Origin of the sequence: Rhodopirellula maiorica SM1, assembly GCF_000346295.1 — a bacterium.
Lineage (GTDB): Bacteria > Planctomycetota > Planctomycetia > Pirellulales > Pirellulaceae > Novipirellula > Novipirellula maiorica.
Genome location: NZ_ANOG01000763.1, coordinates 1 through 11,660, shown reverse-complemented (window position 1 = coordinate 11,660; position 11,660 = coordinate 1). Strand labels below are relative to the sequence as shown.

The following is an 11,660-nucleotide window of genomic DNA, read 5'->3' as shown; positions in this document are numbered from 1 at the left end:
ATGCCTATTATACCCCAGTACCGACCGCGGAACCTGAGCAAATCAGAGTTTGATGAGCGTGATCGGATCGTGATGGGGTGTGCTTTTGCTTCACAGAATGAACTCGGAAGACTTTGTGACGAGCAGAACTATGAAAAGGACGTTGCGGCACGGATCCGTGCATCCGGTTTCAGCGATGTTCGCACGCAGGTCCCTATCGAGGTATCACATGGGGCGTTCAGAAAGGAATACCGTGTCGACCTCATCGCTGATGACGCGTTGTACGAGCTGAAGACGGTTGCTGCGCTACTTTGCGAACATGACGTTCAGGTACTTAATTATGCGATGATGCTCAATGTGAACCACGGCAAACTAATCAACTTCCGGGCGGAACGAGTCAAGGGGCGGTTGCGTTTTAACGCCGTACCCACACAGGACCGTTACCGGTTTCTAATCGACGACGCTGCATGGCGACCTCAAGGACGCGAGTGTGAAGAGATAATCCAGTTAACCAAGAGTTTTCTTGCTGATTGGGGTGCCTACCTGGATTTTCGGCTTTATGAACAAGCTATCATTTTCCATTTCGGAGGAGAAGCAGAAGTCGTCTATCAGGCACCAATGATCCGAGGTGGTGTTGACATAGGCTCAACCCGATTCACTTGCCACAGAACCGACGTCTGTTTCACAGTTTCGGGATATTCAGATCGCCAACGGCAGCGGCCACATCTCATACGACAAATGCTGCACTCTCCGTTTCGGGCAATGCAGTGGATCAATTTTCATCAACGCAACATTACCATCGAAACACTCATAAAGAATTGACAGCCGAATCCCAGAATGAGTGTTAAATGAAAAATTCGGCTGTCCAACATTCGTCTGTCAAAAACAGCAGATGCGAGACGAGAAATTTGCCAATCATTAACTTGGTCATGCAGCTGTGTGTTGCACCGGTTTGCGTTGCAGACGCTGCCGAGGGACGCCGTAAACTCGCGTTGAAAATTAACAGCCGAATGTGGGGACAGACGAACAGGATTACTGAATTCATTTGTTTGTCGGAACGAGAAAACGTGAGACGAAAAAGAGGGACGATCGTCACACCGGATGGCCGCAGGGGGTACACCAGCTAACCGTAGAAGATGAGAAATATCGAATGAAATATTACGGATTCTGCCCTCCATGTCGAACTCTTGTGGCGCTGATCGCGGCGCTGCTGCAGTGCGTGAAGTCAGACTTCTCGATCGTATGCGAGCTTGGAAACATCACCTTTGAAGCACTGAATTCATTCGGTTACCCCGTTTCGATTAAATTTCTTTTGCTTTCCGTCAGCGACTTAATCTCTGACTCAACCGACTCTCGACGATTCTGACAAGCTCGCACCGCAGCTTTCACGCGAGAGATGATGCTGGAGCATTCTGCTCTAGCCTTACTGATTTTTGTTTGCACAATCCAATCGGAAATTAGGCCATCGAAGAAGTAGTCGGCAAACTTCGAGAATCCATCGATCTGCAGTGATACCTGAAGACGCTCGTCAGCATCCGCAAGTTCTTCTTCAAATCGCAGTAACCTTCTTTGCGCGATTCTAGCTTGATCCTTGGCGGTGTCGATTTTCGAGTGTTTGGCCATCGTCGTGAGCATGCCGCCGCCGAACATATCCATAACTCCCCAGTTGGCGGCGGAAGCAAGTGTGTCTTGGATTCTCTTGACAGCTTGAAGTGCGAACTGCCCCGCATCCACGGCTTCATCAAGTTCATTGTGGTCTGCCGCCAAATCCGCGAGCCGCTGCGTTAGATCCACAAGCTTTCTTGCAATGTCACTGTCGTTTTCGGAAAGATATTGCTCTTTTTCGACAACCACACGTTCGTACTCCGCGCCAGCGTTTTCCAGTCGCGATGACTTTTCCTCCAATCGCTGCACTTCCTCGCTGAGATCATCAACGGTGGCGTTGGCTTGATCGAATTTCAGTTTTGCTGCGACAAACTCTTTTCGCTCTTTTTCAAGTCTCTGCTCCTTACTGCCGAGCACCGCATGAAACAACGCAGTGAGACTTAGTCCTTCCAACGCAGCGAGATCTGAATGCTCTTTCTCAACGATCTGCTTCAAATTGGCTCGCTCGTGTTTTGCTTCTGACAGCAATAGGCGAGCCGAGCGCAACATCGATTCAAGTTTATCTCTCTGGCGGAGATTTGTTTTGGCAATCGCAAGCCGGTCATTGAAGTCGGTTAACATTCAAGCTCTCTTTGATTCGAACAAAGCAGTAGTTCACAAATTGGACGTGAAATCGATATTGAAGCTCGGCTTCCTCCTTCGGTCAGGCTTCATTCGTCAGACATCAGGGCGCTGCGGAACATGATTGTTCCACTCCTTTCATTTTTGAACGCCTCCGTAGTTATGGAATGCGCCTCTTCGGTTATATCCGTGAAACATCTTTTACGGTAATTTTTTGTTCTTCCGGCGATCACCCTGATGAAGAGCAGGCAAAAAAATGGATTGGCAGAAAAATGAAAAGATTAAGGATGTAGAGTGATTCATCTTTCTACCTCCATTTTCCTACCAAATCCTTTTTTCTGGGGTGTGGCCGGGTCACGATTCGCGTTCATTCGCGGGCAGGATTTTGGATGCAGGAGTGACCTGCGAACCTTTCGACGTCACCGCCTGTCTGTGTCGGAAATACAAGCGTAAATGAGATCGTCTCAACAACAAGGGAATCATGTATGAACGAAGGGGATGTTCTCAAACACAACCGAGAATCTTGGGACAAACAGGTTGATGAGGGGAACCGTTGGACCAAACCGGTGGATCAAGCGACGATTCGGAGGGCCAAAAATGGCGATTTCGAAATCGTGTTGACACCAACGATTCCGGTGCCTGCCGATTGGTTCCCGCCACTCGACGGAACGAAGACCCTGTGCCTCGCAGCAGCGGGAGGCCAACAGGCTCCGGTGCTTGCTGCGGCCGGTGCGGAGGTGACGGTCTTTGACAATTCGCCTCGGCAATTGGACCAAGATCGCTATGTCGCCGAGCGTGAGGGACTGCAGATGAGTTTTGTCGAAGGCGACATGGCGGATCTGTCGGTATTTGATTCGGAATCGTTTGATTTTGTTTTCCATCCCTGTTCCAACACATTCGTTCCGAACGTGGTACCGGTTTGGCGAGAATGCTTTCGGGTCTTGCGACACGGAGGCATTTTGATGGCGGGATTCACCAATCCAATTAGGTACATCTTCGACGATGAACGCAAAGAGAACGGAAATCTGGAAGTTCGCTATCCGCTTCCCTATTCGGACCTGGACTACCTGGATCAGGAGCACATCAAACAATCAATTGAATCAGGGTATGCGTTGGAGTTCGGCCACACACTCGAAGATCAAATCGGCGGCCAATTGGCTGCCGGTTTTCTGCTCACGGGTTTCTACGAGGATCGCTACGGCGAATCGGATTTCGACCCGCTCTCGAAATTCCTCGACACCTTCATCGCCACGCGTGCGATTAAGCCATGAGACGTTCCCGAGGTTGCGCTTCGCGACCTCGGGCTATGTTGTCCGACCGCGTTGCGGTCAATCGATGGCCGTTGGATCCTCGCAACAACGCCGACGGAGCATTTCGACGAACCCCCGAACAGCGCGGCGCACACAGATCAACGCCGGAGGCGTTTCACAACAAAGCCCAGGGTCGCGTAGCGCACCCTGGGTTCGCGACGCCACCCCGCACCGCCGCCCCCAACGGGGTCGAACAGCTGTGTGCATTGTCGAACCCCGTTGGGGATCGTGTTGTTGTTGCCATCATTGTCTGCCCGGCTTTGCCACCGAATCCCACGTTCTGCCGATCTTCAATTCGTCGATCTGCCATGACGCGTTCTCGCCGACGATGATTCGCAATGACGCGGGTGCATAGGCCGTCGAACCCGCACGTCCTGTCACGGTCCATGCGGACGGTTCACTTTCGTCGATGACTTCACCGTAGCGGTAAACTCGCACTGATGGGCTCGTTTTATCGCCGTTAATGGCCAGTTTCAGCACGCAAAAAACAGTTTCACCCGCGACCAATCTGGTCGCTGTCTTAGTGATTGCGTCTCCACTGGTGATGAACGGGAACCCGTCAGTCGCCACGCCGAACGAAACGATCTGATGCAAGCGACGTCCCCGTCCGGGAAGATCGGGTTCCAGCGAAATCTGTAGGAACGATTTATCCTCTTCAGATGATGAGGACTGACGCTCTATCAAGACGCTGACGTAGATGCTTTCGCCAGTGACAAGATCCAGAGGTTGGTCAAAACCGCGACGTATGTCTGAGCCTTGTTCCAGGAACATCAAACGTCGCTGCGAACGGTCCAGTCCAAACACAACCTCGTCGCCGCAGTCGATGATCTCGCCAATCTTCCCACGACTTCGACCACTGAGTTGCCATCCGCCTGACCATCCGAATCCGCTGCGACCCCGCCGGACGCGACCGGCTAGATTTTCAAAACCATCGTAGGCAACAAGCTCTCCACCGGCATGCGTTTTCAGTCGATCCTCAAGCCGGCGTACGAATTGGCGTTGTCCAAAGGGAATGCGTTTGGGCATCGTCGGGTCGCTTCGCAAGTAGCTTCTGGCCTCACCAGCCTCGATCCGATCCTCGAAAGTCTGATCGTTCACTTCGGATTCAGTAGCCGTGGGAATCCAGAGGACGCTGCCGTCAAAGACGTGGATTTCGGCGGCTTCTTCGTCCAGCGACACAGCGTACTCAGTGCCTTCGTCGATGATTTGGGATTCCGGAGTCTCAAGCGTGAAGCCGCCCGACAACTCGCTGACGTTTACGCACACGTTCCCGACGAGTAAACGAGCGCCGTCGATGGAAGTGATGTCGATTTCACAAGGGCCTTCGAGCGTGACGTCGGTTCCAGAATCGAAACTCAACTTAGCAATCCCCTTGCTGAGTTCCAGCTTGCCAATTGCAAATCGGCCCGCAGTCGAAACAGGACGCACACTCCATTGGCATCCTTCCTGCTCCCGAATGACGCCCACAAGTCGCGTTGCTGCCGGTGGAGCGACGCTTTGCTCAGTGGTTCGATCCTCCGCGAGTTGTTTGGGATCCGTGTCGGTTAAGTTATTCCAAATCGATGCGCCGACGACCAGCAACACTACGGCTGCCACGGCAAGGATCGTATAATTCCATCGCATGGCCGAGCTTCGCTGCACAGTGCGGTCAGCGTCATCCGAATTTGTTTCTGAAATTCTCAGTGAGGCTACTGGCTCCGAAGCCCAAGTACGCAGTCCTGCTTCCAAGTCCATCCGCTCTCGAAAAGTTGCACGTGCTTCGGCGTCGGTTTTGAGCTTCTGCTGCAATGTCGCATGATCGTCTGCTGCAATGTCGCCGGTCACCAGCAAATCGCATAGTCGCTGAAGTTCTTCGTCTTTCACGATTCACCTCCGATGACTGAAACCCGCTTCTGGATACAGCCAAGCAACTTCTGCTTTAATCGTGCGAGCTGTTTGTATAGCGCAGTTCGTTGACGTCCCAAGCCTTCCGCAACCTCCGTGATAGAGTCTGTTCCCATGTAACAACGGCGAAGAATCTGTTGTTGCCGCTCCGACAACAAGGACATGCAGTGCCTGAGCGCTGTAAGTCGCGACTGAGTCAATTCTTCTTCTTCGGCTGCCTCTTGAGCAAGTAGATGCATGAGTTCGCTGTCGAAGTGCAGTTTGCTTCGACGCTGTGCCTTCAGGAAATTGAGCACTTCGTGAAATGCGATTCCACACGCCCAATGAAAGAAGCTGCCGTCGTGGTCGAACTGTTCCATCTTCTTCCAAAGCACCACGCTTGTCTTTTGAAACACGTCTTCAACGTCGGCAGGATTTACCAATTGCTTCGAGATGAACGCATAGATTCGATGTCGATGTTCCATCAGCAAAGTGACGAAGACTTCTCTCACATCGTCGTCACCTGTTTCCGATCGTTCGTTGGAATTGTTCATTACGACCTATTCTATCGTCGGTGAGTCACCGGTTCGACTTGGTATCGGCCAAACTGAAAGTGGTCCATTGGTATTGGACGAGGCTGCGAGGTTCCGTGCTGCAGGACTCGTGGCCTTGTCCACTACGACATTGGACGTCTCAACGATGCCAAGTCAGGAGCACCGCCTGTCACTAGTCGTACGAACCAATGCCGATTGGACGCAGAAGTTTCAAATTTTCACCACATTCCAGATCTGGCATTTCCGTAGAGGTTCGCAGGCGTCAGTGGAGTGGACGGCGAACTGGCGAGATCGAAACTTTCTCAAATTCCAAGACTTTTGGCGGGCAATCGTCTGCTCACTGGAAGACTACTAGGACAGGCGGACATCGCTTGCACGGGATCAACCTTTGGAAGAACGGCATCACTCCTATGACCATGCTCCAATCATACGCTATTGCCCTTTTGCTGGTCACATTGCCAGACATCGCCGCAGCGGAAGAAACTTTTGTCACGATCCAAAAGGTAAATGGCAACCGAATGCTGGTTGTCAAAGATGACGTTGCCGGTGGAGGCGGTCGCGGACGGGGTATGCAAGGTGGTGCCGGTGGCATGGCCGACGGACAAGCCCGAGGTCGTCGGCGACGCGGTGGTGCAGCCACCAATACCAATGCGTTGACAGTGACAGTCCCCACAACGGCAAAGATCACGTCGGCAATGCGTGAGCGTCGAACGTTCAAGTTTCGTGTCCTTGGGGAAATCCCCGGAGGACTCCGCAGTTCAGTCTTTCAGCGGATGGATGAGCCGCTGAAAGCCCGGATCGTCACGAAAGATAACCGCATCACGGAAGTCAACGTGATCAGCGGCGACACAGACATCAATCAAAGTGCGACCTCATTGTCCGGTCAAACCATTCTCGCCGTTAAGCCCAAACGACCTCCGATGAAGAAGAAATAGAATCATGACCACGTCTCTCACTCGAGTCATCGTTTGCTTCATCCTTGTAGGATTCGCCCAGCCAGCTTTCGCACAGAAGCTGCCTGACACTCAGGTAAAATTCTTCGAGTCAAAGATTCGTCCTATACTCGTGAAACACTGCTACGAGTGTCATTCATCCGCATCTGGGAAATCAAAAGGCGGACTGAAAGTTGACTCGCTAGAAGCATTGTTGCGAGGCGGTGACACCGGCCCTGCGATCGCTGGGCGTTCTCTGGACAAGAGTCTGCTGTACGAAGCAATCAGCTACGACGGCGACTATCAGATGCCGCCCAAAGGCAAGTTGCCCAGCGAGGTCATCGCTGACTTTCGCAATTGGATACTGGCTGGCGCTCCGGACCCGCGTGTCACCAAGATCAACGAGGACGTGCAAACTGAAATCGATATCGAAAAGGGAAGAGAGTTTTGGGCCTATCGCCTGCCAGTGCATCACGATCCGCCAGAGCACAAGAACACTGATTGGCCGAGAACTTCAATCGATCAGTTCGTGCTGGCGAAGTGGAACGAAAAGGGACTGACACCCGTTGATGACGCACCCGCTCAAGCGTTAGTGCGTCGGCTCTATTTCGTGATCATCGGCCTGCCACCGACGGCGGAGGAATCTCAACGTTGGACCGCGCGGATGGACAGTTCGACTTCCGATGCTGCGAGACAACAGATTGTGTTCGAACTCGTCGACCATTTGTTGGACCTGCCCCAATTCGGCGAACGCTGGGGGCGGCACTGGATGGACGTCGCTCGGTTTGCTGAATCGACAGGCGGAGACCAAAACAACGTCTTTCAGCACGCCTGGCGATACCGTGACTGGGTAATCGACGCGTTCAACAGCGACAAGCCTTACGACCAATTTGTCCGAGAACAGCTCGCCGGCGATTTGTTGCCCATCGCCGACGATCAGGAGTGGGCGGACAACCTTATCGCCACCGGGTTTCTAGCCATTGGTGTCAAATTGGTCGGTGAAGAGGACCAGCAAAAATACTTCGCGGATCTCGTTGACGAACAGATCGACACAACGACGCGAGCCTTTCTGGGGACGAGCGTCGCCTGCGCCCGATGCCACGATCACAAGTTCGATCCGATTCCGCAAACCGACTACTACGCGATGGCGGGAATCTTTCGGGCGACAGAAACACACTATGGTTTATTGAAAGCACAAGCCCGGCAGGCGACAACTCTGATCGACCTGACCGGAATGGGGCCTAAATCGGGGCAGCCTGAGCTCAGTAAACAAGAATATGCCGAACTGGTTCAGGCTCGCGACGATGCTAAGAAGACGCTCGACGACGCGATGAGGAAAATTCGGTCGGGTGAAAACGTCTTTCGAGGACTGTTGCGAAAGTACCGTTCCGATCGCGACGAAACCGAAGCTGCACTACAGGCGGTTCTGACCAGCGGACAAGCACGTGTGTTCGCGATGGGGACGCAGGACCGAGAATTCCCACTTCCGACACGATTGTTGGTTCGCGGTGAATTGGACAAACCAGCTCAGGAAGTGCCACGTGGTTTGCTGCGAGTTCTCAGCCCGCCAGGCAAACACACTTTGACGACGTGGACGAAGGACGCTGCCGTGCGCCACGAGAAAACAGACGATGGTCTTGGAGCGTCTTCGTATTTTTCGGACAGCGGTCGACTTGAACTGGCACAATGGATCGCCAGTGAGCGAAATCCGTTGACCGCGCGCGTCATGGTCAATCGCATCTGGCATTGGATGTTTGGCCGAGGACTGGTGCGAACGGTCGACGAGTTTGGTGTCAGCGGTGACCCGCCGACTCATCCAGAACTGCTTGATTACCTCGCAAATCAGTTCGTCGAAGACGGCTGGTCGACAAAGAAATTGATTCGACAGATCGCTCTATCGCGGACATGGCAACTTTCCTCCAAGCACGATGACAAGAACTTCGATGTCGATCCAGACAATCAGTTTCTCTGGCAAATGAATCGACGACGATTGGAGGCCGAGGCCGTTCGCGACGCGATGCTGGTTGTCAGCGGCAATCTTGATTCGCAGCGTCCCCTTGGCACCTTGCTTCGAGATGTTGGCGAAGGCAATGTCGGCCAGAATGTGTTTGAGCCAGTGATTCGCGCTATCGAGTCGAATCATCGCTCGGTGTACCTGCCGCGTGTTCGTGGAGTCCTGCCGGAAATGCTGGAACTCTTCGACGCACCCGACGCCAGCCTTGTCACCGGCTCGCGCGAGACGACATCGAGCCCGTTGCAATCACTCTATCTGATGAATAATCCATTCGTGCAGCTTCAGGCGAAAGGTTTTGCCGATCGTGTTCAGCAATTCCCGCCGAGCGAGAGAATCAAACAAGCTTACTTGATCGCATTCGGGCGTCATCCGACAACCCAGCAACAACAGCTCGCAGTGGAATTCATGAGAAACGTGAGTGAGTCACGATTGACGACAGAAGAGAAACTAATTGCGTACTGTCAGACGTTGTTGTGTACGTCCGAATTCAACACGATCGATTAACTCATTTCTCGTAATGGACGAGGTCACGAGTCCTCGACATACGAAGACTCGTAGCTTCGTCCAATACTCAGCCTCAACCGTTTTCAGCGACAAAGAAAAGCATCATGAAACGCAACCCCTTCTGCAACAACCGAGTCGCCACACTTTCTCGACGCGAAGCACTGCGATCGGTCGCTGCCGGCTTCGGCTATCTGGCCTTTGCGGGTTTGGCCACATCCGAGGCCGCGGCTGATGCCAAAACATCCTTACTGACTTCGCGAACGCCACACTTTGAACCTCGTGCCAAGCGTGTCATCTTTCTGTGCATGCGAGGCGGACCTTCACACGTCGACACCTTCGATTACAAGCCGCAACTTCAGAAAGATCACGGGCGACCGTCCCACTACGGAACACCGTGGTCAGCATCGCCGTGGAAGTTTGGACAGCATGGAAACAGTGGTTTGTGGATGTCCGAATTGTTTCCGAATCTCGCGAAACAGGCGGACGAACTTTGTCTGCTGCGAGGGATGCATTGCGACCAACCGGCTCATGCACAGGCCTTCCTTCAGATGCATACCGGTCATTTTCAATTCGTGCGACCCTCCATGGGTGCTTGGACGCTGTACGGACTGGGTACCGAGAACCAAGACCTGCCCGGATTCATTTCGATCAATCCGACGACTGCCAACGGCGGGGCCCAGAACTATGGCAGCGCGTTCTTGCCCGCCGCCTATCAGGGAACGAAATTCTCGGTGCAGGACAGCAGTGCTAGGAATCGTCGGATCGATCGGATGCGTCGAGGCGAGGTCAATCCGTATGGAATCAATAACGCTGTCAACAAGCAACTTTCCAAATCAGACCAACGAGTGCAGCTCGATCTGCTGGCAGCTCTTAATCGCGACAAGCTGGCGCATGACCAGCACAACCCCATCGTCGAAGGAGCTATCGAGAACTTTGAACTTGGCTTTCGCATGCAAGACGCCGTCCCCAAAGTGATGGACTTGTCCGACGAATCGGAGGAGACTCTCAGGTTGTACGGAATCAACGAAGACCCAACCGATGGTTTCGGTCGTCAATGTCTACTCGCTCGCCGCTTCGCTGAGTCAGGTGTTCGATTCATCGAACTGGGGCACGGAACATGGGACCAACACAGCAACATCAAGACCGCATTGGCTGACAACTGCGCAGAAACGGACAAACCGATTGCCGGATTATTGGCCGACCTGAAACGCCGCGACTTATTGAAAGACACACTGGTTATCTGGGGCGGTGAATTCGGTCGGACTCCATATTCTCCTGATGGCAACGGCCGAGACCACAATCACAAGGGTTACGCTACATGGATGGCTGGAGGCGGCGTCAAAGGAGGTTTCAGCTACGGCAGCACCGACGAACACGGCTACGAAGCTGTCGAAAACAAGATGCACATCCACGACTGGCACGCCACCATCCTACACTTGCTGGGATTCGACCACGAACGGCTAACCTACCGCTACGGCGGTCGCGAAATGCGTCTGACCGAAGTTGCGGGATCCGTCGCAGCCGAAATCATTACCTAACAACGAGACACAGCCTGAGATGCATTGTTGAACCCCGTTGGGGTTCGTGTCATGCTACAACGGTAAGACCGTTTCGCGGTCTGAAACCACGGAATCATACCGGACGTTGGGAGCGGGTAGCATCATGGGACAATCTCTCGTTCAAATCTATGTCCACTTGGTGTTCTCAACCAAAGGTCGCAAACCTTTCCTGAAGGTTGATACAGACCGGAAGCAGATGCATGGATATCTGGCGGGAGTTTGCAAAAACCACAACAGTCCTGCTGTGACGATTGGTGGCGTCGAGGACCATGTTCATCTGCTGTGTCGGTTGGGCAAAACGATCGATATCGCAAAGCTGATTCGCGAGATGAAATCGGACTCATCGGAGTGGGCGAAGAGCACATTGGGCATAGCGAAGTTCTATTGGCAATCCGGTTACGGCGCATTTTCAATCAGTCCCTCGCACGTGGACGCACTGAAGAAGTACATCGCGAATCAAGAAGAACATCACCGGAAGGAATCGTTTCAGGATGAATTTCGCCGGTTGTGCGCGAAGTACGGTATCGAACTGGATGAGCGTTACGTCTGGGATTGAAAGGGTCGACCGGACCGACGCCGAAGGACGTCTTTCAACGCAGCGCCGGATCAGACATCGCGCACACATCAACGCCGAAGGCGTCTTACAACGAACCTCCAGAACAGCGCGGCGTACATATACCAACGCCGAAGGCGTTTAACACCAAAGCCCAGGGTCGCGC

Annotated in this window: 9 protein-coding genes; 6 read left to right on the top strand and 3 right to left on the bottom strand. The window is 53.2% G+C overall.

What is annotated here, in order from left to right; translation table 11 throughout:
- Nucleotides 1–72 precede the first annotated feature (72 nt).
- Nucleotides 73–801 (top strand): GxxExxY protein, encoded by a 729-nt coding sequence (locus RMSM_RS37315; RefSeq protein WP_160168366.1) that lies wholly within the window; start codon nt 73–75, stop codon nt 799–801.
- Between the two features lie 465 nt (nt 802–1,266).
- On the opposite strand, the gene RMSM_RS24760 is transcribed toward RMSM_RS37315, so the two are convergent.
- Nucleotides 1,267–2,205, bottom strand: coding sequence for a coiled-coil domain-containing protein (locus tag RMSM_RS24760; protein WP_008702967.1), 939 nt, complete (start codon nt 2,203–2,205; stop codon nt 1,267–1,269).
- Between the two features lie 485 nt (nt 2,206–2,690).
- Between RMSM_RS24760 and RMSM_RS24755 the strand changes: the two genes are divergently transcribed.
- Nucleotides 2,691–3,476 carry a class I SAM-dependent methyltransferase gene (locus tag RMSM_RS24755; RefSeq protein WP_008702966.1) on the top strand — a complete coding sequence of 262 codons (786 nt, stop codon included), beginning with the start codon at nt 2,691–2,693 and terminating at the stop codon, nt 3,474–3,476.
- A gap of 282 nt (nt 3,477–3,758) precedes the next feature.
- Here the strand turns inward: RMSM_RS24755 and RMSM_RS24750 are convergent, their stop codons facing one another.
- Both RMSM_RS24750 and RMSM_RS24745 read right to left on the bottom strand, forming a co-directional pair.
- The gene (locus RMSM_RS24750; RefSeq protein ID WP_008702965.1) at nt 3,759–5,378 is read right to left on the bottom strand and encodes a FecR family protein; all 1,620 of its coding nucleotides are present in this window, start codon (nt 5,376–5,378) and stop codon (nt 3,759–3,761) included.
- A complete protein-coding gene (locus RMSM_RS24745) occupies nt 5,375–5,932 on the bottom strand; it encodes a sigma-70 family RNA polymerase sigma factor (protein ID WP_144057935.1) in 558 nt (185 codons plus the stop codon). The genes RMSM_RS24750 and RMSM_RS24745 overlap by 4 nt, the downstream gene beginning before the upstream one ends.
- Before the next feature lie 416 nt (nt 5,933–6,348).
- Here RMSM_RS24745 and RMSM_RS24735 point away from each other — a divergent pair, with 416 nt between their 5' ends.
- From RMSM_RS24735 to tnpA, 4 genes are all read left to right on the top strand, one after another.
- Nucleotides 6,349–6,867, top strand: coding sequence for a hypothetical protein (locus tag RMSM_RS24735; RefSeq protein WP_144057934.1), 519 nt, complete (start codon nt 6,349–6,351; stop codon nt 6,865–6,867).
- Between the two features lie 130 nt (nt 6,868–6,997).
- Nucleotides 6,998–9,382, top strand: a complete 2,385-nt coding sequence (locus RMSM_RS24730) for a PSD1 and planctomycete cytochrome C domain-containing protein (RefSeq protein ID WP_008702962.1) — start codon at nt 6,998–7,000, stop codon at nt 9,380–9,382.
- A gap of 104 nt (nt 9,383–9,486) precedes the next feature.
- The gene (locus RMSM_RS24725; protein WP_008702961.1) at nt 9,487–10,920 is read left to right on the top strand and encodes a DUF1501 domain-containing protein; all 1,434 of its coding nucleotides are present in this window, start codon (nt 9,487–9,489) and stop codon (nt 10,918–10,920) included.
- Between the two features lie 124 nt (nt 10,921–11,044).
- Entirely contained in the window at nt 11,045–11,497 is a 453-nt protein-coding gene (tnpA, locus tag RMSM_RS24720; RefSeq protein ID WP_008702960.1) for an IS200/IS605 family transposase, read from the top strand.
- The last annotated feature ends 163 nt before the right edge of the window (nt 11,498–11,660 follow it).

What these genes read in the sequence shown, in the direction of transcription:
- RMSM_RS37315 (WP_160168366.1), top strand. Translation starts at nt 73, where the DNA reads ATGGGGTGTGCTTTTGCTTCACAGAATGAACTCGGAAGACTTTGTGAC.
- RMSM_RS24760 (WP_008702967.1), bottom strand. Translation starts at nt 2,205, where the DNA reads ATGTTAACCGACTTCAATGACCGGCTTGCGATTGCCAAAACAAATCTC.
- RMSM_RS24755 (WP_008702966.1), top strand. Translation starts at nt 2,691, where the DNA reads ATGAACGAAGGGGATGTTCTCAAACACAACCGAGAATCTTGGGACAAA.
- RMSM_RS24745 (WP_144057935.1), bottom strand. Translation starts at nt 5,932, where the DNA reads ATGAACAATTCCAACGAACGATCGGAAACAGGTGACGACGATGTGAGA.
- RMSM_RS24735 (WP_144057934.1), top strand. Translation starts at nt 6,349, where the DNA reads ATGCTCCAATCATACGCTATTGCCCTTTTGCTGGTCACATTGCCAGAC.
- RMSM_RS24725 (WP_008702961.1), top strand. Translation starts at nt 9,487, where the DNA reads ATGAAACGCAACCCCTTCTGCAACAACCGAGTCGCCACACTTTCTCGA.
- tnpA (WP_008702960.1), top strand. Translation starts at nt 11,045, where the DNA reads ATGGGACAATCTCTCGTTCAAATCTATGTCCACTTGGTGTTCTCAACC.